We start from the raw sequence: 21,304 nt of genomic DNA on the forward strand, positions 1-21,304 counted from the left end.
GCGTCAGCCCGCCGCCGCAATCAGTTCCCGCGTATAGTCTGTTTGCGCGTTTTCAAACAGGTCCTCTGCCGCACCCATCTCGATCACATCCCCGTTGCGCATGACGACGACGTTATGAGACATGGCGCGCACGACCTTCAGATCGTGGCTGATGAACAGATAGGCCAGCCCGTATTTCCGCTGCAGATCGCGCAGCAGATCGACGATCTGAACCTGCACCGTCATGTCCAGCGCGCTGGTCGGTTCGTCCAGAACCAGCAGTTTCGGGCGCAAAACCATGGCCCGCGCGATCGCGATGCGCTGACGTTGCCCACCCGAGAACTCATGCGGGTAACGATCCATCGACGCCGGGTCCAGGCCCACTTCGGTCATCACCTCGGCCACCAATTCGCGCGGGGCACGGTGTGGATCGACCTTATGGATGGCCAGCCCCTCGGCGATGATCTGCTGGCAGGTCATGCGCGGGCTGAGGCTGCCGAATGGGTCCTGAAACACGATCTGCATATCCTTGCGAAGTCGCCGCAACTGCCGCGTGGACCAGCGGCGGACGTTCTGGTCGCGGAAGGTAATGCCGCCTTCTGACGCAATCAGTCGCATAATGGCCAGCGCCAATGTGGTCTTGCCCGAGCCACTTTCGCCGACGATCCCCAATGTCTCGCCCGCCCTTACGCTGAGCGTGGCGTCATTGACCGCCTTCACATGACCCACGGTGCGTTTCAGGAAACCCCGCTGGATCGGGAACCAGACCTTCAGATGGTCCGTGCGCGCGACCTCTTCTGCGTCATGTGCAACAGGGTCAGGGTGGCCCGAAGGCTCAGCCGCCAGCAGCTTGCGCGTATAGGGGTGCTGCGGGTTGTCGAAAATCTCAGCCGTGACGCCGGTTTCGACAATTTCGCCATCCTTCATCACGCAAACCCGGTCAGCGATCCGACGGACGATCCCCAGATCATGGGTGATGAACAGCATCCCCATATTCTCGGATTTCTGCAACTCGGCCAGCAGTTCGAGGATCTGCGCCTGAATGGTCACATCCAGCGCTGTTGTCGGCTCATCTGCGATCAGGATGTCCGGCTTGTTGGCCAGCGCCATCGCGATCATCACACGCTGCCGCTGTCCGCCGGACAGTTGATGCGGATAGCTGTCCAGACGTTCTTCGGGGTCACGGATACCCACCTTGGTCAGTAGCTCGACAATCCGATCCCGCGCCGCGTCGCCCGATATCCCCTGATGCAGCGCAAGCGATTCCGCCATCTGTTTCTGGATCGTGTGCAGCGGGTTGAGCGACGTCATCGGCTCTTGAAAGATAAAGCTGATGTCATTGCCGCGCACGCTCATCAGCGTGTCCTCGGACGCGCCGATCATCTCCTGCCCGTCATACTGCACCGAGCCTTCGACAATCGCGCTGTCGCCCAGCAAGGACACCGTGGACAGGGCCGTCACGGATTTGCCCGACCCGGATTCACCCACCAAGGCGACCGTTTCGCCCCGATCCACGGTGAAGGACACGCCTTTGACAGCCGCTGATACCTGACCGTCCTGCCGGAACGAGACTTTCAGGTCCTGCACATTCAACAGCGACGTTTTCATATGCTGATCCCCTCAAGCGCTGCGTGCATGAAACCAACCCAGACCGCGCCGAGCATCGCACCGACCTGTAGCCATGTCGGGAAAGACCGTTTCGTTGCAAAGATGACAGCGCTGGCGATCAGAACGGCTGTACCCGGCCCGAACAGCACCAGGAAAAACAGGCCAAAGACGTCGAATTGAAACGGGCCGTGAGGATGCGTTGTGAAGAAATCCCAGCCAAGCCCACCAATCACCAGAATGATGTATCCCAATGCGGCAAGCCCCGCGACAAGGATGAGACGTTCCACCGATCTGTTGATCACCTTTTCAGTCATGAGAACGTCTTTCTGGGATCAAACGCATCGCGGACGCCTTCGAAAATGAAGACCAGCAGCGACAGCATGATGGCAAAGGTGAAGAACGCGGTGAAGGCCAGCCACGGGGCCTGCAGGTTCTGTTTCGCCTGCAAGGTCAGCTCGCCCAGTGACGGGGCCGAAGATGGCAGGCCGAAGCCCAGAAAATCCAGCGACGCCAGACCACCGATGGTGCCGGTGACGATGAACGGCATGAAAGTCAGCGTGGCGACCATTGCGTTGGGCAGCATGTGGCGGAACATGATGGTCATGTTGCCCACACCCAGCGCGCGTGCGGCACGAACATATTCCAGATTGCGCGCCCGCAGGAATTCGGCTCGCACAACGCCCACAAGCCCGGTCCAACTGAACAGGATCATCAACGCCACTAGCAGCCAGAAACTTCGCCCCAGAATGGCGAACATGATGATGATCACATAAAGCGACGGGGTCGCCGACCAGATCTCGATAATCCGTTGGAAGATCAGATCCAGCCAACCGCCGAAAAAGCCCTGAATGGCCCCGGCGAATATCCCGATCAGGCTGGCGGCGCCGGTGACGATCAGGGTGAACAGGATCGACAGGCGGAAGCCGTAGATGACGCGGGCCAGAACGTCCCGTTTCGTGTCGTCCGTACCCAGCAGGTTCTGCCCGTTGGGCGGCAATGGGGCCGCGCCGGGGCGATCGACGCTGGTATTGTAGGAATAGGGGATCAGGGGCCAGATGGCCCAGCCGCGCTCGAACCCATCGGCCTGAAAGGTTCCGGCATCGATCTGTTCGATGATGCCTTCGGGGTCGTCAAAGCACGCGTCCAGACCACCGCTGTCGATCAGGCACATAACCTCGGGGTCGCGATAGATCGCTTCGGTCTGGAAATCGCCGCCGAACTCGGTTTCGGCGTAGAAATTGAAGACCGGCGTGTAGAACTCACCCCGGTATTTCACCAGAATCGGTTTGTCATTGGCAATGAACTCGGCAAACAGCGAAAGGCCAAACAGCACAGAAAAGATGATCAGCGACCAGAAGGCCCGGCCATTGCGCCGGAAATTGCGCCAGCGGCGCTGGTTGAGGGGGGAAAGCGCCATCTACCCCTCCCGCTTTTCAAAATCGATGCGCGGGTCGACCAGTACATACATCAGATCGCTGATGATGCCGACGACCAAACCCATCAGACCAAAGATGAACAGCGTGCCAAAGATCACCGGATAGTCGCGCGCCACGGCGGCCTCAAAACCCAGACGGCCCAGACCGTCCAGCGAGAAGATCGTTTCGATAATGATCGAGCCACCGAAGAACACGCCGATAAAAACGGCGGGAAACCCGGCGATCACGATCAGCATCGCGTTGCGGAAGACGTGGCCATACAGAACCTTCCGCTCACCCAAACCCTTGGCGCGGGCTGTCATGACGTATTGTTTCTTGATCTCATCCAGAAACGAGTTTTTCGTCAGCAGCGTCAGCGTTGCAAAGGCCGAGATCGTCAGGGCGATAATCGGCAGGGCGATATGCCAGAAATAATCTCCGATCTTGCCCATCAGGCTGAGGCTGTCCCAATTGTCCGAGGTCAGCCCCCGCAGCGGGAAGATCTGCCAGTATGAGCCACCGGCAAACAGCACCAGCAGCAGAATGGCGAACAGGAACCCGGGGATCGCATAAGCCACGATGATCGCGCCGCTGGTCCATGTATCGAAGGTTGATCCGTCCTTGACCGCCTTGCGAATACCCAGCGGAATCGACACCAGATAAGCGATCAGTGTGGACCACAGGCCCAGCGAGATCGAAACCGGCATCTTTTCCAGCACCAGATCAATCACGCTGATCGAACGAAAATAGCTCTCGCCGAAGTCCAGCGTCATGTAGTTGCCCATCATGCTCAGAAACCGTTCGAGCGGGGGCTTGTCGAAGCCGAATTCTTTTTCCAGTTCGGCGATGAATTCGGGCGGCAGGCCACGAGCGCCGACATACTTGTCGTCGAATACCCCGCCGCCTGCGGGCTCGGCCCCGGCGCCCGCATCGCCGCCGCCTGCGAACCCGGCGAACACATCCCCCTGCCCTTCGATCTGAGCAATGATCTGTTCGACCGGCCCGCCGGGCACGAACTGCACCAGCGTGAAGTTGACCACCATGATGCCCAGCAAGGTCGGGATGACCAAAAGCAGGCGTCTTAGAATATAGGCGCCCATCTTAACGCAGCGCGCCTTTCGCTTTCAGCGCGGCTTCTTTCTCGGGGTTGATCCACCACAAATCCAGATGGCCAAGCGAGTAAGGTGGCAGGTTTTCCGGGTATTCATACATGTCGTAATAGGCCGTCCAGTAGTCCGCGATATATCCCACGGGGATTACGAAGAACTCATACCGCAGTGCCCGATCCAGCGCCATAAGGGCTGTGTCCTGATCTGCCTGATTGTCCGTCTCGAATGACGCGTTGATGATTGCATCAACCAGCGGGCTTGCCAGTCCCGCGGGGTTGAACAAGCTAAAGGCGGCTTCCTCAGACCCGTACATCTGAAGCAGGCCACCGCCGGTCGAGAGGAACGTGCCGTACCGCGTCGAATACACCATGTCATAGTCGCGTTCCCGGCTGCGCAGGGTGTATTGGGCCGGATCGACCTTTTCTGCCGACGCATCAACGCCCAGCGCCTGAAGGTTCTGCACATAGGTTTCGATCATGGTGGCGGTCGATGTGGGCAAATTCGATGGGTAAGGGATATTCACCTTCAGGGTCTGCCCCTCGGCGTTTCGGCGCAGGTTGCCATCGCCAACCGGCCATCCCGCTTCGTCCAGCATCTTGGACGCCTTGCGCAGATTGCGACGGTCGTTCAGCCGCGCCGAATTGGATTCGTGCGCCATGATCGCCGGTTCGGACAGAAAGTCCGCAGGTACGACATCCCCCAGCGTTTCCAGAAACGCCAGTTCATCCCCTGTGGGAACATCCTGCGCCTCCAACGGCGTGCCTTGGACAAAAGAACTGCGAGGTGAATTCAGACCGAACAGCAGGGATTCGTTTGCCCATTCGAAATTGAACGCCAGCGCCAGCGCCTTGCGCACGTTTTTGTCTGCAAACTGAGGTTTGCCCAGATTGAACACAAAACCAGACGGGGTCGGCGGGCTGCCATCCGCGATCTCATCCTGCACAACCGAACCTTCGGTCAGTTTGGGGAAATCATAGCTTGTCGCCCAGAGCTTGGGATCGCTCTCGATCCGGATCGTGTATTCACCGGCCTTGAAGCCTTCGAAGGCTGCGGTCTGGTCAGCAAAATATTCGACACGGATGGTGTCGAAGTTGTTTCGCCCAATATTGAACGGCAGATCCTTGCCCCAGTAATCGTCACGCCGTTTGTACACGATCCGACGATTAATGTCGTAGCTGTCCAGTTTATACGGGCCCGACCCCACGGCCACTTCCAGGCGGGGTTCGTCCAAACGGCGCGAGTCGTCCGCCTCGAACCAGGCTTTCGAAAACACCGGCGTGGCCCCAACGGTTTCGATCAGGCTGCGTCGCGTCACCTCGGGGTTAAACGTGAATTTGACCGTGTGGTCATCCAACGCCTCGGCCCCCGTGACCATGCGCCCTACCGCTTGCGCGTATGACGGCAACCCCTGTTCGATGAACAGACGGTGGCTGTAAACCACATCCTCGGCCGTAACCGGGGTGCCATCCCAGAACATCGCCTCGGGCCGAAGGTGGAAAATGACGTAGTTTCGGCCTTCGTCATATTCCAGGCTTTCCGCAAGGACGCCATAATACTGACCCACGCTGTCATCTGCACTTTCGAACAGGCGGTCATATTGAATGGTGGTCAAGGCTCCGCTGCGGCCTTTGCGCGAATAAGGGTTCAGCGAGTCGAATGTTCCAGACGCCGCCAATGACAACTCTCCACCTTTCGGCGCATCCGGATTGACGTAGTTCAGATGCGGATAATCGGCCGGATAATCCAGATTTCCAAAGTAGGAATACCCGTGGCTGCGCGTGATGTTTTCGTCATTCGCCTGCGCAATTCCCACCGATCCAAAAGCGGTGGCTGCCATCATTCCCAGAACCGCCCCCCAATGCCGAACGGTCATCTCGCGCGAAGCAGGCAGGAGGGGTTTCATATGGCTCGTCCTCTGGATCGTTGTCATCTTCTATGTCGGTCCGGCTAGCTAAATCGCCAGCCTTGGATGATTCAAGTTTAGAATGCGTGAACGCTTTGTGAAGATTTTCGGCACAAAAAAAGCCGCTGCACAAGGCAACGGCTTTGGGATTTTCACATTCGTGAGGGCAATCAGTTGCCGATGGTCTGCAGGTAAGCAATCACATCCGCGCGCTCTTGCGGCTTTTTCAGGCCCGCAAAGCTCATGGTCGTGCCCGAGATATAGTCGCTGGGGCGTGTCAGGAACGCGTCCAGGGCTTCGGGGGTCCAGTTGCCGCCATGCGCAAGCATGCCTGCCGAATAGCCGCCAAAGCCCTCGGCCGTGCCCAGCGGACGGTCCACTACGCCGTACAGGTACGGGCCGGTGCCGTTTGCGCCATCTTCCAGCTTGTGGCACGCGGTGCACTTGCGGAAGACTTTTGCGCCTTTTTCGACGTCGGCGGCGGCCAGCAGATCCTCGAATACCACCTCTTCGCCGTCGGCGCTTTCGCCCGAACTTTCGGTTTCGATGATATATGCGGCCTGCGCATCACCGTGGCCACCATGCGAATGGTAAAGGATGTCGCCACCCCATTTGGCAAGAAGCAGCACCAGGAAAGTGCCGAACAGGCCTGCTGCGGCCTTGGTAACTGTCATCGTGTCGAACATTGATCGCGTGTCCATTTCAGCTGTCTGTGCAGGTGTCTAAGGCTTCCCCTGACGAGAGGCAAGGTATAGACACCGCGACGAAACGCCCAATTCTGGAACTTGTTGCACGGAATCGACCAAATGACCAATCGCATTGCTTTTCAAGGCGAACCCGGCGCCTACAGTCACGAGGCCTGCCGCAACGCGCGCCCGGAAATGGAGGCCCTGCCCTGCCGCACCTTCGAGGATGTGATCGAATCGGTCCGCTCGGGCGAGGCTGATCTGGCGATGCTGCCGGTGGAAAACACGACCTACGGGCGGGTGGCCGATATTCACCGGCTGTTGCCGCACAGCGGTCTGCATATCATCGAAGAGGCGTTTGTTCGGGTGCATATCAACCTGCTCGCTGTGCCAGGTGCAAAACTGGAAGACATCACCGAGGCGCACTCGCATCTTGTGCTGCTGCCCCAATGTGCAGGGTTCCTGCGCGAACACGACATTCGCGGACGCGTCAGCCCCGATAACGCACGTGCTGCGCGCGAAGTGTCCGAGGCCGGTGACATTCATTCCGCCGCGCTGGCCAGCGAACTGGCCGGAGAGATTTACGGCCTGAACGTCTTGGCCCGCCATATCGAGGATCACGGCGACAACACCACGCGCTTTTTGCTGATGTCCCGCCAGGCCGACCTGTCGCGCCGGGGCGCGCATGAGATGATCACCAGCTTCGTGTTTCAGGTGCGCAACATCCCGGCCGCGCTGTACAAGGCCATGGGCGGCTTTGCCACCAACGGCATCAACATGACCAAGCTGGAAAGCTACATGCTGGATGGCTCGTTCACGGCGACGCAGTTCTACGCAGACATCGTCGGGCACCCGGACGACCGGAACGTGCAACTGGCCATGGACGAGCTTGAGCACTTTACAACCAATGTCGAGATCCTGGGCGTCTACCCGGCAGCGCAACCGCGCGGTTGATGCAGGGCGGTCCCGTTCGGGTTGGGTGGCACACGGGCCGCCTGAGCCGCGCCCTAAGCCCCGTGTTTATGGCGCTGCTCCAACTCTCGGGCAAACTCGCCCAAGCGGATTTGGAACTGCTTGCGGAAACGGGCCTGCCCCAGCTTCATTGATTGCAGAAGCAGGCGGGCAGGCAGGGATTTCGCGCTTAGGGACATTTCGACGCTCAGGCGGGTTCTGCGTTGTGACAGGGCCAGAAAATCTACGGTGGTAATGCCGCTCATGCCTTTGCTGTTGGCTTCGAACCGCATCTGCGCAGGACGGTCGCAATCGGTCATCACAACCGACATCTGACGTGGTTTGCCCCGCAGCTTGAACTCAGTCTCCCAAGTGGTGCCGGCCTCGACCGGGACGCCTTGGGTTGTGCGCCGAACATCGATGCCGCGCCGCATGGCCATACGCTCGAACCGTTCGAAATCGGCAACCATTTCGAATACCGAATTGATCGGGGCTTCGATATCTTCGCGCGCTGAAAACTGCATGTCTGCCTTTGCTGCCTTTTGTCCAGTTTTTCCTTAGTCCAGCGTGTCCGCAAGCCAGTTTTGCAACAGAAAATGCGCGATGGCCCCTTTTCGAGCGGGCAGCAGGGTCGGATGCTCGCCTGCGAAAGCCTGCATCATTTCCGTTTTGCTGACCCACATCGCGTCTTCAATCTCGACCGGATCGATCACAATATCACGCGACAGCGCCTCGCCCGCGCAGCCGAACATCAGCGAGGCCGGGAACGGCCAGGGTTGGCTGGACAGGTACGAGACCGCGCCAACCGGCACACCTGCCTCTTCCATCACCTCGCGCCGTACGGCGGCCTCAAGCGTTTCGCCCGGTTCGACAAACCCGGCCAGCAGTGAATACATCCCCTCGGGCCAGCCGGGCGAGCGGCCCATCAGCACCGCGTCGCCATGGGTGATCAGCATGATGACGACCGGGTCCGTACGCGGAAAATGCTGCGCGCCGCAGGTCGGGCAACTGCGCTGCCACCCGGCCTGCGAGATTTCACTGGGCGCGCCGCATTTGGCGCAGAATTTATGCGTTTCATGCCAGCCGATTACCGCTTTGGCCGTCGCCGCCAGTTCGGCATCAAGGGGCGACAGGCGGGTCATGATCCGGCGCAGCTCGGCAAAGACATGGCCTTCGGGCAGGTCGGGATGTTGCTGTTCGGTCTTATCGACAAACGCGCCAACACCGGTCAGGTCCAGCCCTTCGGCGGCCCAGTTCGAAATATCCAGCGCAAACAAAGGGGCATCTGAAGCATCCAGCCCCAGAAAGATTGGCGCGGAAACAATCCCTCTGGGTCCGCGTGTAATCAGGGGATGAGACATGGGCTGCAAAGCCAACCGATCCAGCCTGTCACCCTGCACCAGCAATTTACCGCGCCACAACAGAACACATCTGGCTGCCGGATTGCCTTGTGCTTGTGACAACTTCTCGGCGTCGCCCCGAATATGAGCTGCACGGTTCAGACCCGCGCCACCGAAAGTCACCTGTTCTGCATTTATCATCACCTGCCCCTTCGGCTTTGCTGACAGGGCTGCCATGACTGCCCCGGCGTTGCAATGGCCTTTCGCGGTGCCGGGCCATGCGCGGCCAGAGGCAATGCTTGCACAGGCCTGGAAACATTGGCATTAAGTCTACCAATTGTTGATTTTGATTTAGCACCAGCATCCAATAGTAAAATTCAAGAGTGAAAACTGGACCTTTTAGACCGGGTCAAACTGAAAGTTCGGATGTGCATATTCGTATCCTCGCGACAACTGATCTGCACATGAATCTGACCGGTTTCGACTATTACTCGGATCAGCCGGACCCCACGATTGGATTCACGCGAACCGCCAGTCTGATCCGCACGGCGAGAGCAGAAGCAGACGGCGCGCTTGTTTTGCTGTTCGACAATGGCGATGCGCTTCAGGGCACGCCGCTGGGCGATCAGGCGGCACAGGACCCTGACGGCCATCCAATGATGCAAGGGTTTGCGGCCCTGCATTATGACGCCGTCGGGCTTGGAAATCACGATTTCGGCTTTGGGCTGGCGGTGCTGGACACTGTGCTTGATCAGGCTCCATGTCCCGTCCTGTGCAGCAATATGCGCCGCCGGTCGGGGGTTTCGCAACGCTGGCAGGACCATGCGGTGCTTGACCGATCGATTTCGCTGAACGGGCAGGGCATTCCCATCCGCGTGGGCGTGTTGTCGGTTCTGCCCCCTCAGACCGCGCAATGGGAAGCGCATCATCTGGGCGATGACATCACGGTCGAGGATTGCCTGAGCGCGGCGCGACGCTCCGTGCAGACCCTGAAATCGGCGGGGTGTGATCTGGTCATCGCGCTGGCTCATTCCGGCCTCGGTCAGGATCAGGATGTACCGGGGCTGGAGAATGCCGTGATCCCGTTGGCCGCTATTGACGGCATTGACGCCCTTGTAGCCGGGCACACGCATCTGACCTTTCCCGGAAACGACCATCAGGGGTTGGCCCATGTCGACCCCGAGGCCGGGCTGGTCCATGGCAAACCGGTTGTCATGCCCGGGTCCGCAGGAAGTCATCTGGGCGTGATTGATCTGAACCTGTCCCACTCTGCCGATCTCGGGTGGCAAGTCACCGACCTGCAGGTCGCGTTGAGACCGCTTCGCCAGACCAAACCCGCCCCTGAAACGCCAGAGGATCCCGTCATGGTCCGGCTTTTTGCACCCGTGCACGCCCGAACCCGCACCAAGATGGCCGAGCCGGTGGCGCGAATCGCACAACCGATGCACACCTATTTCAGCTTTTGCGCCGTTGATCGGGGGTTGGCATTGGTGGCCTCGGCGCAAGCTGCTGCATTACGCCCCTATCTGTCCGGCACCGCACTGGCCAATATGCCCATGTTGTCCGCCGTTTCGCCCTATAAATGCGGCGGTCGGTCCGGGCCGCGATATTATACCGATGTCCCGGCGGGCGAGGTGTGCCTGCGCCACATCGCGGACCTTTACGTCTTTCCGAACGAACTGAGGGCGGTGAAGGTCAGCGGCGCTCAGGTGCTGGACTGGCTTGAGATGTCGGCGGGTCTTTTCAACACCCTGCGTCGCGACGACGAGACCGATCTGATCGACTCCGGTCGGGTTGGGTACAATTTCGACCTTCTCTTTGGCCTGACCTACCAGATCGACCCGTCCTACCCGGCCCGGTTTGACGCTCAGGGGCAGTTGATCGACAATTCTCACCGCCGCATCCGGCAGGCCAGAATTGACGGGTCTACGCTTGACCCCAATCAGGATTTTGTGGTCGCGCTCAACAATTACCGCGCCAATGGTGGCGGGCATTTCCCGTTTGTGGAAACGGCAGAGCCGATCAACCTGCCTGCAATAGATATCAAGCGAATCCTACGCGATTATCTGACCGGGTACCTGCCCGCCGACCCGCTGTCTCAGGCGGTTTATCCGTTTTCGTTCGCGCCGCAGGCCGGGGTTCAGTCAATCCTCAGTACAGGGCCCGGCGCGCTGAAATACCTGTCAGAGTTGCAGAACTACGACCCTATCGTTCTGGACCCGGACCCGCAGGGGTTCGAACGCATCCGGCTGACACTCTGACGGGTTGTCATTTTCCCCAGGCTTCCCTATATCAAGCGCTGAGAGGTTGGCGCGGGCGAGCGCCTCGCCAACCTGGTCAGGTCCGGAAGGAAGCAGCCACAACGAGCCCCGCTTGGGTCGATGTCCAACCTCTCACCTTTCCCCCATGTATCCGCTCATCAGCACAATCAGGCAACCAACTGGGGCCAGATTGCCGAATTCCGGCGGGCAAATGCGCCGATATGGCCGATCTCTTTCACTCCGAATTCCTTGGGCGACAACAGGTGCCGCCGCGCGCCCGGCCCATACAGATCCGCCAGACGCCATACGGCTTTTGGCGGGACGGTCTGATCGTCGTCGCTGGTGAACAGATCCACCGGAACACCCAGATCCGCCCAGCGCGCCGGTGGCAAATCCTTTCCGATCTCTGGCACATAATTCAAAGGTGCGGTGCACCACCTGCGCCATTGCCAATAGACAGAGCCCGGCAGATCGGCACCGAACCCAATGGCTTTGCCGGGCAGATACCCCAGGGCTTTCACAAGCAGCGGAACATGCCCGTGCCAGAACGCCCAGGCCAACCCCCGATAGGGCCATGGGTGATCGGACAGCGTCACCAGCCCCGAGCAGACACAGATCATCCGGTCGATCTGGTCGATATCCGGCTGAATCGGCCCCAGCATTCCGCCGACGGAATGACCAATGCTCCATTGCCGGGCGTCGGGAAACCTTCGGCGCATCTCGGCCCGTGCTGCGGGCATGTCGATCAGGGCCCAGTCCGACATCGTGACCTGCGATTTGCGCATGGGGCCGGAAACAGAGTGACCGAAATCACGATAGTCATACGTCAGGCAGGCCATGCCACGCTCGGCAGCCAACCACCGGGCAAAGTGCTGGTAGTAGTCGCGCGGCACACCGGTCGCCCCGTTCAGTACCACCACCGTTTCGGGATCAGTAAAAGGCCGATACAGCCGCGCCGACAGCTGCGCCGGGCCAGCGGGAAACTGAAAATCCTCGATCTTCACGTGCAGTTGCGTGTCCAACATCGAACCTGCGGGCCTTTCTGAACCAATCGGTTTACCTGCCCAAGAGGCACAACAACCCGCAGCCGAGTCAACCCCGCTGCCACTTGACCACACGTCGCCCGAAACAAGGCATGTGTACGCGACACCCAAAACCCCGCTTGACTCAGAACGCGAACAGACGCTAGCGGTTGTGTGATGGTTTCCGATCCACACAATAGGTCGGGATGAAAAGGGAACACGGTGCGGTTCTGCCCGGTCAAACCGGAACGAACCAAAGCCGCGACTGCCCCCGCAACTGTAAGCGGTAAGCGATGCCGGAATGCCACTGGCCGAAAGGCTGGGAAGGTCGGCAAAGCAACGACCCGCAAGTCAGGAGACCTGCCATCATCAACGTAACCGAAACTCGGGCGGGGTGTCCGGGCAGGTCCTGACAGCGCATAGCTGAACCGCCTGCCAACGTCCCCGTCCACCGCGCGGAGGGCGCAGGATGATCTGGAAGACAAAAACCCACGAATACGTGGCGACCATTTGCCAACGCACAGGCGGGCCCTGCCCCGCAATGGCGCGCATGGCACGCGCGCTGGCCGAGGCAATGAACAAGGCCGACCACGTCACCAGCGAAGGATTCGAAATCGAAGGCAGCAGCGACCTGACGCATTGCGCGCAAGGGTGCATGGCCCGCTTTCGCGCCGGACCAGAACAGATACGCATCTTCTGCGGCACCGAGGCGGACACGCCGATCCAAACGCTGGATACCTATGCCGACCTGATTTTTGACGAGACATGCGCGGCCCTTCCGTCCGGGGCCTTGCCAAGAACGCCTTGCGCCATGCTTGAGGTCTTAGCCCTGAGACCTTCAAGACCAGTGCAGGAACCGGCGCGGGTATCAGCCTGAGCGCGCATCCAAAGGTGCGTGGTTCGCTTTCGTGGCCCATGCCATCTGCTCGTCGGTTTCCACCGCGCAGGGGCGCAGGGCCCGCAACCGGGCCAGCGCCTTGTCTGCCGGTTCCCCGCATTCCAGCATCAGGCGCAAGACCACCATACCGGATCGCCCGCACCCACCCCGGCAATGCACCAGCACCCGGCCACCGCCGGACAAAGCCTGCCGCGCCGATGCGCTGACCGACCCCCACCGATCGTGAACGGCGCGCGGCGGGGCGCCAAAATCCTCGACCGGCAAATGAACCCATCGGCTGGCGCGGCCCTGAATGTCACTGCCAAAGGTCCGGGCCCCGTCCTGCAGCATCTCAACTTCCGTGGTCATCGAGATCACAAGACCGGGTTTCCAATCCGCGATTGTATCCAGATCGCCCGCATAATCTCCGCCGCGTCCCGGCATCGAGGTCAGCGCAAGTGTTCCGCCTCCGACTTGCAGCGCGTAGACGACCAGTTGCGACATCAAAGATTTCCTCCCAAACCCAAGCCTGCTTGTAAAATGTGCTTCAAAAATACTGAGATTCCAGTTTACGCCGATCTCGGGTCTTTCCAAACCAAATTTCCCCGACCGCGCGGTGGACGCGGGCGGCAGCGGCCACTACGCTGCGACGACGTCCCGAATCCGCCAGAGCAGACATGACCGACACAGACAGCCCCGCCTATCAGGTTCTCGCCCGCAAATACCGTCCGGAAACCTTTGCTGATCTGGTGGGTCAGGACGCGATGGTGCGCACGCTGAAGAATGCGTTCGAAGCCGACCGGATCGCCCAAGCCTTTGTCATGACCGGCATTCGCGGCACCGGCAAGACAACCACGGCGCGGATCATCGCCAAGGGCATGAACTGCATCGGCCCCGATGGCACTGGTGGCCCGACAACCGAACCCTGTGGCGTCTGCGAACATTGCACCGCGATCATGGAGGGCCGCCATGTCGACGTGATGGAAATGGACGCCGCCAGCCGCACCGGCGTCAACGACATCCGCGAAATCATCGACAGCGTCCGCTATCGCGCCGCCTCGGCCCGCTACAAGATTTACATCATCGACGAGGTTCACATGCTCTCGACCAGCGCCTTCAACGCGCTGCTCAAGACGCTGGAGGAGCCGCCCGAACATGTGAAGTTCATCTTCGCCACCACCGAGATTCGCAAGGTCCCGGTCACGGTCCTGTCCCGCTGCCAACGCTTCGACCTGCGCCGGATCGAGCCCGAGGATATGATCGGTCTGCTGCAAAAGATCGCCAGCGCCGAAGGGGCCGAGATTGCCGAGGACGCGCTGGCCTTGATCACCCGCGCGGCCGAGGGGTCTGCCCGCGACGCAACCTCACTGTTGGATCAGGCGATTTCTCACGGCGCAGGCGAAACCACCGCCGACCAGGTGCGCGCCATGCTGGGGCTGGCCGACCGTGGCCGGGTGCTGGACCTGATGGATATGATCCTGCGCGGCGATGCCGCCGGGGCCCTGACCGAGCTTAGCGCGCAATATGCCGAAGGGGCCGACCCGCTGGCGGTGCTGCGCGATCTGGCCGAGATCACCCATTGGGTCTCGGTCGTCAAAATCACGCCGGACGCAGCCGAGGATCCGACAGTATCCCCTGACGAGCGCGCCCGTGGCCAGCAGATGGCCGACGCCCTGCCCATGCGTGTGCTGACCCGCATGTGGCAAATGCTGTTGAAGGCGCTGGAGGAGGTCTCGGCCGCCCCCAACGCCATGATGGCCGCCGAAATGGCAGTGATCCGTCTGACCCATGTGGCCGACCTGCCCAGTCCGGAAGAACTGATCAAACGTCTGCAGGATACACCTGCGCCACCAAATGGCGGACCGGGCGGCGGTATGCCGATCCACGGCAACGGCACTGCACCGGTTGAAGCGCGCGCAGCACCGACCTATACGCCTGCGCCTCGCGGGGCAGCGGGTGCTCCGGTCGCGGCGCTGGCCCAGGACACGCAGGCCGCTTTGGCGCGCTATCCCAGTTTCGATCACGTGGTCGAACTGATCCGCGTCAACCGTGATGTGAAACTGTTGGTCGAGGTCGAAAACGGCGTGCGGCTGGTTTCCTATCAGCCGGGACGCATCGAGTTTACGCCTGCGCCGCAAGCCCCGACGGATCTGGCCCCACGGTTGGGCTCGGCCCTGCAGCGGTGGACAGGCAATCGCTGGGCCGTGTCGATTGTGTCCGATGGCGACGCGCCGACGATTGCCGAAATTCGCGACAGGGCGGAACTGGCGCTGAAAGAAGAAGCCTCGGAACACCCGCTGGTTCAGGCCGTGCTGGCACATTTCCCAAAGGCCAAGATCACCAGAATAGAAACTCCCGAACAACGCGCGGCACAGGTCGAAACCGAAGCCTTGCCAGAGGTCGAGGATGAATGGGACCCGTTCGAAGAGGATTAACTCGACCCCCGCCCCATGACCGAGGAGCCTGATGCGCACAACCCCGCTGCACCCCAAATTCGGCCTGATTGTTCATGACGTCGACCTGCGCGAGGTCACGCAGGATTATCTCTACCCCCAGATCCGGCATGCGTTTGAAACGCATTCCGCTCTGCTTTTTCCGGGGCAGAGCATCTCGGATGACGATCACATGCGTCTGGGTGAACTGTTTGGTCCGCTGGAAAATCGCGAACAAATGGCGGCGGGGCGCGATGTGGAGTTTCAGGTGTCGGAACTGTCCAATCAGACAGAGGACGGCTTGCGCGCCCGCGATGATCTGCGCCTGCTGGATTTGCAGGCCAATATGCTGTGGCACACGGACAGCACGTTCCTGCCTACCCCTGCTCTGATCAATATTCTGACCGCCCTCGTGGTCCCACCCAGCGGCGGCGAGACGGAACTTGCCTCGACACGCGCCGCCTGGGCCGAGATGCCCGGCCACCTGAAAGAACCGCTGCAAGACGCCATCATCTGGCACAGGCTGTCGCATTCCCGCATGAAAATCGATGCCGATCTGGCAGCCCTGCCCCGGATGACCCGTTGGCCCGATCGGCCCTGGCGGGCAATCTGGCCAAATCCTGTCACGGGGGAAGAGGCCCTGTTCATAGCATCCCACGCCTTCGCCATCGAAGGGCTGGGGCACAAGGAAAGCCAGGCCATTCTGGACGAGGCCATCGCCTTTTGCACCCGGCCCGAATATGTCTATTCGCATCAATGGACCGCGGGCGACGTCCTGATCTGGGACGAGCGGGCGACGCTGCACCGTGGACGACCATGGGACTACAACCACCCACGCACATTGCGGTCGATCTGCTGTTCCGTAACCGAAGCGGACGGACTGGACCGCGTCCGCGTGGTGTAATGCGAACCCTGGAACACTCCCGCGCCCGCCACGGGCCATCGGCTGACGCCGATACCCCTGAGCGGCGTTGGGCCGGGCAGCGCGCGGGCAAAGCCCGCGCGCTGCCGGGCCCAAAGGAAGGAAAGGTCTTGCCAAAGACCTTGACGACGGGCGGGAGCTTTTCTGACCCCTTGTGCCATGCCTTTGCGGTCCGTATTTAGGCATCAAGCAAAGATACAGGAGAATTCGGATGCTCAAAGGACTCGGCGGTCTGGGCGATATGGCCAAGATGATGAAATCCGCGCAGGATTTGCAGACCAAAATGACCGACATGCAGGAAGAACTGAACACCATCATGGTGGTCGGTGAGTCAGGCGCAGGTCTGGTCAAGGCAACCGCCACCGCAAAAGGCGAACTCAAAGGCCTGGACATCGACCCGTCGATCTTCAACGGCGACGATAAGGAAGTGGTCGAGGACCTGATTCTGGCCGCAATCAAGGACGCACAGACCAAAGCAGCCGAGCGTTCGCAGGCAGAGATGGCCAAGCTGACCGAGAGCATGGGCCTGCCCGCAGATATCAAGCTGCCGTTCTGAGCTTCATCTTTTCCCAAATACTCCCGCCGGAGGCCTCCTCCGGCGTCACACAGGACAGGCCGTGAGTTCGAACAGCGACATTGACAACCTGATCGACCTGATGGCCAAGCTGCCCGGCCTCGGCCCCCGCTCGGCCCGCCGCGCGGTGCTGCACCTGATCCGCAAACGCGCCCTGCTGCTGACGCCGCTGTCGGACGCCATGCAGCAGGTCGCCATCACCGCCCGCGAATGCCTGAATTGCGGCAATGTGGGTACCAACGACATCTGCGACATCTGCAATGACAAGGCCCGCGCGACCGGAGAGCTGTGCGTGGTCGAGGACGTTGCCGACCTCTGGGCAATGGAACGCGCCGGGGTCTTCAAAGGTCGCTACCACGTTTTGGGCGGCACGCTGTCTGCGCTGGACGGGGTCGGGCCGGACGAATTGCGCATTCCCCGTCTCAAGGACCGGGTGCTGGCCGAGGGGATCACCGAGGTCATTCTGGCCCTGAATGCCACGGTCGATGGCCAAACAACCGCCCACTACATCGCGGACCAGTTTGAGGGGCAGGTGCGCCTCACCTCATTGGCGCAGGGTGTGCCGATTGGGGGCGAGTTGGACTATCTGGATGACGGGACGATTACGGCAGCGTTGAGGGCGCGGAAGGAGTTGTAACCGGACATGAGAGGCAAGCGTCAATACATGCCGCCCGTTTCGTCAATTAAGATTGGTGGTCCAAAATAATCCGCCCTAAAGCTGATCCTCATACCGCCTAGGTTTTCTATCCTTAACGTCAAACCAAGCGTTTCATTTCTGAACGAACCTTTTAGGGACCCTTCAAAACCGTCAATACTACCGACCCACCCGTTTGCTTCGGACAACCTGTGCTCAACCCACTTCTTTAGTTCCTCAACGCGCGTCCCGTCCAATAACAGCTCGGGCCAACTTGTGTTCTCGCAGTTGTAAACACCGTAGCCCGCATATGGGCTACCCTCAGTTGCATAGGGCCAGTCAAAAACGTGCAATCGAGCTGCGAAATCACCTAAAACAAGATAGAACCCGTGGTGGTCTCCTTCCTTGCCGTCAGGTGTCCCGCCATTCCAAGCACTTTCACTTTTGGTCAGGAAGTAACCCAAGCAGACATCTGCTCCCCAAACTGCAAGATCCGAACTTTCAAACGGCTGCCATTCTTGGTCCCAGATAGGTGGATCAAACAGAGATGGCCCCTTTCGGCATTCGTAGGTTTCGCAATACTCATGGGGTTCTAAAAAATACTTTTTGTAATCGTTGGAATCTGCGGAGACCGACGAAACCGCTGCTGCGGAAAAAGTACAAAGCACAAAAAGAAACCTGCTTGCTAGCATTCGGTAATACCTGTTTTGAAGATCAAACTGCTTTTGCCGGTGCAAAAAACCGGCGTTCAGTAAAAACTCACATCCGAATTAGGTTCGGTCAATCCAATGATCCGGCACAGCAACTAGATAACATCTTTGTTCAGCTTTGCGTGTCAAATAGAGTTCTGACTGAGCTAAAATTGATTCTGGATAAAACATAATGACCCGCCTTCTCGCCCTCACCCTCGCCGCCTTCACCGCAACCGCCACCCTCGCCCAACAACTCGTCGACAAAGGCTTTGTCGAAGGCTGGAACATCATGATGGACCCGGCCCTTGGAAACGGGTGTCTGATTCAGACGGTGTATCAAGACCTCTCGGTCGTCAGGCTGGGCTATGACGCGCTGGACAATCGCGGGTATTTCACCGTGTTCAACAAGGCCTGGGGCGAGATTGAACCCGGCCAAAGCTATCCGATCCGGTTCGAGCTCGACGGCAAAAGCTTTGATGCCGCCGCAATCGGCTTCAAACAGGATCGCGTCCCCGGCGCGACGGTGTTTTTCACCGACCGGGATTTTGTCGCGGCGATTGCGCAAAACAAGACGATGACTGTCTATAACCCCGCAGGCGAAACCGTGATGGCAATTGATCTGAAAGGCACCGCGAAAGCGCTGGAATACGCGCGGGAGTGTCAGAACAAAACGCTCTAACGTACCGGATCGAACAGCGCGTCCTTGGCGGTGCAGTCCCGGATCACATCCCGCCCGCAGGGAACCGGGTCCAGATCGCGGGACAGGCACAGGCGGACCTCTTCGATATAGCCTTGCTTGCAGGTGATGGTGATCATGTCGCGTTCCAGCCCCGGATTGGCCTTCAAGAACGCCTCTTCCACCACCGACGCGGGCAGTTTGACCGTTGCATCCAGCTTCCGGAACACTTCGGGCCGCTGAACACGGTCGTATGCCTCTCGCGACAGGGCGAAATAGGCAGGCGCGGACAGGCCCGAGCAGGTTCCGTGTTTCTTCCACTGGTGCCATGCAAGACCAGCGCTGCCCTGTATATCCTCCATCCCGCGGGTCATGGAGCGGGACGGCTGAGCCTCGGGCGTGCGGCAATAAGACGGCCAGCCCTGATGGAATTGCGGCCATAGCCCATGCAGAATCCATCCATGATCATGCCGCGCATCGCATTGGTCGGACCCACGCGCATCCCCTTCGCGGGCGCACCAGTTCGGCGACCAGCTGAGCGACAGGACATAGTAGTCAAATTCTCCGGCAGGTTCGCCATCTGCTCTCAGAACTGTGGGGGTTACCACTGTGGCGGCAAATGCCAATGCGGCTGCAAGAAAGGCCAGAAATGACTGCATGAGGGGTATCGCGCCTGTAGTCTTGGGTATCGGCCAATTTAGCCGTCAAACCAGCGCGTAAGGCAAGGGCCATTCTGGCCACAGAATCGGCGCGCCGAATGTCCGGCGCGCCAACAGGGGTTCAGAACTCATAGGCCAGCAGCGCGCCCAGTGTCTGGCTTTGCACACCCTCCTCATCGCCATAGCGATAGGCCAGCGACACACCCAGATTATCGGCCAGCGGCCACTCGGCAGATACCGTCGCCAGTGTATCTGTCCAAGCATTCTCGACATCGCGCACCGCAAAAACGCCGGACAGAATAACGGGGCCAACCGGAACAGCAGCGCCCAGCGTTGCGTAAGTGGCCGAGTCCGGGCTGCCGTCGAATTCGTCGAAATAGGCAACCTCGCCTAACAACTCGACCTCGGTGCCGCCTGCGTCCAGCAGATGAACCAGCCCGAAGACAACACCGGACTGGTCGGCCTGATCGCCTTCACCGGCGGCCTGTTCCTGCAGCGCCAGCGTGTAGGCCGTGTTGCCGATCTCACCCGCCAGCGACAGGGTGAAGGACTCGATATCGTCGGTGTTTGACACACCGCCATCCTCCAGGCGCGCTTGCCCGCGTTCGGTGAACAAAGAGTTGCTGAGGAATGTGCGATCCGTGGTAAAGGCAGCCAGCGTCAGCGCATGCTCTCCGCCCAGCCCCGAGAATGGCACGCTGACCGAGGCACCAACCCGTTCGGTGATCTCGTAATCTTCTGCAAAATCAACGCCAAAGACGCCCGGTGCCAGATCCCAGGCAAAGCCGAAGCTGGGGTTGAATTTGCCGACTGCAACTGCGGCGGATCCGAAGTCATAGCCAAAATACAACTCTTCTGAGTAAAGGCCCTGATCTTCGAAAAAGCGGTCATTGGTGGCGTCTTCGACCGGCTCGAACACCAGTGTTGATTGCAGCGAGAACCGGTCGGTGAACTGATAGCCGAACGCGCCCTCGATGGTGGCGAAGGTATCGGTTAGCTCGGCATCTGGATCGTCGGCGTCAAAGGTAAAGTCGCTTTCCAGTTCGACGCTGATCTCGGATGAAAACCGGCTGTCCTGAGCAAATCCGGCGGTGGCAAGAACGAAGAACGGCAAGCTGAGCAGGCTGCTTGTGCGTGTCATGTGAGGTATCCTTTTTGGGTTCCTGTTCAGGTGGTCTCCAAAGGACCCAGCCGGATCGCATGCGGGCACGCGCAACCAGGCCGCAGTCTTGTGCGGCACCTAGGTGTTGGTCAGGGACGATTTGGAAATCCTGGCTGAACAGAACGAACCTGTTTGGCGCGGTCCCGCCATATGATCCCGGCCCTGCGGCATGTCAAATTGCGGTGCTCGTGACAGAAACCTTGTTAAGCGACTGTAATAAATCAATATTAGCCAATACCTCACGGCCCGCTGCACAAGATCACACCGCGACGTGATGGGACGTGACAGGCTTTGCATCGGGTGGCGTTGTGCCCGGTAAACGGTCAGGCGCATTCGGCCCTTCCCTTCTGGCCGTTGCGCGACTATATACGGGCCAAGTTCCCCGACAACGGAAACCTGCCC

The 21,304-nt window shown here is 59.8% G+C and carries 21 protein-coding genes, 1 other RNA gene and 1 riboswitch; of the genes, 9 read left to right on the top strand and 13 right to left on the bottom strand.

Annotation, left to right across the window (positions count from 1 at the left end):
* Positions 1-3 precede the first annotated feature (3 nt).
* The 6 genes from ACR0LW_RS13420 to ACR0LW_RS13445 form a co-directional block, all read right to left on the bottom strand.
* On the bottom strand, positions 4-1,587 hold the full coding sequence (locus ACR0LW_RS13420) for an ABC transporter ATP-binding protein (protein ID WP_480882924.1): 1,584 nt from the start codon (positions 1,585-1,587) through the stop codon (positions 4-6).
* Positions 1,584-1,901: a hypothetical protein gene (locus ACR0LW_RS13425; protein ID WP_480882925.1), complete on the bottom strand. Its 318-nt coding sequence runs from the start codon at positions 1,899-1,901 to the stop codon at positions 1,584-1,586. The genes ACR0LW_RS13420 and ACR0LW_RS13425 overlap by 4 nt, the downstream gene beginning before the upstream one ends.
* Positions 1,898-3,004 (bottom strand): ABC transporter permease, encoded by a 1,107-nt coding sequence (locus tag ACR0LW_RS13430; RefSeq protein ID WP_170634351.1) that lies wholly within the window; start codon positions 3,002-3,004, stop codon positions 1,898-1,900. Before ACR0LW_RS13430 ends, ACR0LW_RS13425 begins: the two co-directional genes overlap by 4 nt.
* Complete coding sequence (locus tag ACR0LW_RS13435; protein ID WP_480882926.1) at positions 3,005-4,102, bottom strand: microcin C ABC transporter permease YejB; 1,098 nt, start codon at positions 4,100-4,102, stop codon at positions 3,005-3,007.
* A gap of 1 nt (position 4,103) precedes the next feature.
* Entirely contained in the window at positions 4,104-6,014 is a 1,911-nt protein-coding gene (locus ACR0LW_RS13440; RefSeq protein ID WP_480882927.1) for an extracellular solute-binding protein, read from the bottom strand.
* A gap of 170 nt (positions 6,015-6,184) precedes the next feature.
* Complete coding sequence (locus tag ACR0LW_RS13445; RefSeq protein WP_170624701.1) at positions 6,185-6,700, bottom strand: c-type cytochrome; 516 nt, start codon at positions 6,698-6,700, stop codon at positions 6,185-6,187.
* Positions 6,701-6,820: 120 nt separating this feature from the next.
* On the opposite strand from ACR0LW_RS13445, the gene ACR0LW_RS13450 reads away from it, so the two are divergent.
* Positions 6,821-7,654, top strand: a complete 834-nt coding sequence (locus tag ACR0LW_RS13450) for a prephenate dehydratase (RefSeq protein WP_170455103.1) — start codon at positions 6,821-6,823, stop codon at positions 7,652-7,654.
* 53 nt (positions 7,655-7,707) lie between these two features.
* On the opposite strand, the gene ACR0LW_RS13455 is transcribed toward ACR0LW_RS13450, so the two are convergent.
* Both ACR0LW_RS13455 and nudC read right to left on the bottom strand, forming a co-directional pair.
* Positions 7,708-8,175 (bottom strand): SRPBCC family protein, encoded by a 468-nt coding sequence (locus tag ACR0LW_RS13455; RefSeq protein WP_170455105.1) that lies wholly within the window; start codon positions 8,173-8,175, stop codon positions 7,708-7,710.
* A 33-nt stretch (positions 8,176-8,208) separates the two neighbouring features.
* Positions 8,209-9,192 carry an NAD(+) diphosphatase gene (gene nudC / locus ACR0LW_RS13460; protein WP_480883019.1) on the bottom strand — a complete coding sequence of 328 codons (984 nt, stop codon included), beginning with the start codon at positions 9,190-9,192 and terminating at the stop codon, positions 8,209-8,211.
* A gap of 227 nt (positions 9,193-9,419) precedes the next feature.
* Here nudC and ACR0LW_RS13465 point away from each other — a divergent pair, with 227 nt between their 5' ends.
* Together ACR0LW_RS13465 and ffs are read left to right on the top strand one after the other, a co-directional pair.
* Positions 9,420-11,252, top strand: a complete 1,833-nt coding sequence (locus ACR0LW_RS13465; RefSeq protein WP_480882928.1) for a bifunctional 2',3'-cyclic-nucleotide 2'-phosphodiesterase/3'-nucleotidase — start codon at positions 9,420-9,422, stop codon at positions 11,250-11,252.
* A 39-nt stretch (positions 11,253-11,291) separates the two neighbouring features.
* An RNA gene (ffs, locus tag ACR0LW_RS13470) (signal recognition particle sRNA small type) lies at positions 11,292-11,390 on the top strand.
* 29 nt (positions 11,391-11,419) lie between these two features.
* Here ffs and ACR0LW_RS13475 read toward each other — a convergent pair.
* Positions 11,420-12,277, bottom strand: coding sequence for an alpha/beta hydrolase family protein (locus ACR0LW_RS13475; protein ID WP_480882929.1), 858 nt, complete (start codon positions 12,275-12,277; stop codon positions 11,420-11,422).
* Positions 12,278-12,435: 158 nt separating this feature from the next.
* Positions 12,436-12,656, top strand: a riboswitch (cobalamin riboswitch).
* Between the two features lie 87 nt (positions 12,657-12,743).
* On the opposite strand from ACR0LW_RS13475, the gene ACR0LW_RS13480 reads away from it, so the two are divergent.
* Positions 12,744-13,151: a hypothetical protein gene (locus ACR0LW_RS13480; RefSeq protein ID WP_480882930.1), complete on the top strand. Its 408-nt coding sequence runs from the start codon at positions 12,744-12,746 to the stop codon at positions 13,149-13,151.
* Here ACR0LW_RS13480 and ACR0LW_RS13485 read toward each other — a convergent pair.
* Positions 13,143-13,655 (bottom strand): protein-tyrosine phosphatase family protein, encoded by a 513-nt coding sequence (locus ACR0LW_RS13485; protein ID WP_480882931.1) that lies wholly within the window; start codon positions 13,653-13,655, stop codon positions 13,143-13,145. The genes ACR0LW_RS13480 and ACR0LW_RS13485 overlap by 9 nt on opposite strands.
* Before the next feature lie 173 nt (positions 13,656-13,828).
* Here ACR0LW_RS13485 and ACR0LW_RS13490 point away from each other — a divergent pair, with 173 nt between their 5' ends.
* The 4 genes from ACR0LW_RS13490 to recR all read left to right on the top strand — a co-directional run bounded on the left by ACR0LW_RS13490 (position 13,829) and on the right by recR (position 17,716).
* On the top strand, positions 13,829-15,586 hold the full coding sequence (locus ACR0LW_RS13490; protein WP_480882932.1) for a DNA polymerase III subunit gamma/tau: 1,758 nt from the start codon (positions 13,829-13,831) through the stop codon (positions 15,584-15,586).
* Positions 15,587-15,617: 31 nt separating this feature from the next.
* A complete protein-coding gene (locus tag ACR0LW_RS13495; protein WP_480882933.1) occupies positions 15,618-16,487 on the top strand; it encodes a TauD/TfdA dioxygenase family protein in 870 nt (289 codons plus the stop codon).
* A gap of 229 nt (positions 16,488-16,716) precedes the next feature.
* Positions 16,717-17,061 (top strand): YbaB/EbfC family nucleoid-associated protein, encoded by a 345-nt coding sequence (locus ACR0LW_RS13500; RefSeq protein ID WP_039529126.1) that lies wholly within the window; start codon positions 16,717-16,719, stop codon positions 17,059-17,061.
* Positions 17,062-17,122: 61 nt separating this feature from the next.
* Entirely contained in the window at positions 17,123-17,716 is a 594-nt protein-coding gene (gene recR / locus ACR0LW_RS13505; RefSeq protein WP_480882934.1) for a recombination mediator RecR, read from the top strand.
* Between the two features lie 20 nt (positions 17,717-17,736).
* On the opposite strand, the gene ACR0LW_RS13510 is transcribed toward recR, so the two are convergent.
* Positions 17,737-18,405 (bottom strand): hypothetical protein, encoded by a 669-nt coding sequence (locus tag ACR0LW_RS13510; RefSeq protein ID WP_480882935.1) that lies wholly within the window; start codon positions 18,403-18,405, stop codon positions 17,737-17,739.
* A gap of 190 nt (positions 18,406-18,595) precedes the next feature.
* On the opposite strand from ACR0LW_RS13510, the gene ACR0LW_RS13515 reads away from it, so the two are divergent.
* Complete coding sequence (locus ACR0LW_RS13515) at positions 18,596-19,084, top strand: hypothetical protein (RefSeq protein ID WP_480882936.1); 489 nt, start codon at positions 18,596-18,598, stop codon at positions 19,082-19,084.
* Here ACR0LW_RS13515 and ACR0LW_RS13520 read toward each other — a convergent pair.
* A complete protein-coding gene (locus ACR0LW_RS13520) occupies positions 19,081-19,740 on the bottom strand; it encodes a ribonuclease T2 family protein (protein ID WP_480882937.1) in 660 nt (219 codons plus the stop codon). The two genes, ACR0LW_RS13515 and ACR0LW_RS13520, sit on opposite strands and share 4 nt — an antisense overlap.
* A gap of 121 nt (positions 19,741-19,861) precedes the next feature.
* Entirely contained in the window at positions 19,862-20,881 is a 1,020-nt protein-coding gene (locus tag ACR0LW_RS13525; RefSeq protein ID WP_480882938.1) for a hypothetical protein, read from the bottom strand.
* Between the last annotated feature and the right edge of the window lie 423 nt (positions 20,882-21,304).

The organism is Ruegeria sp. N4, assembly GCF_056531425.1.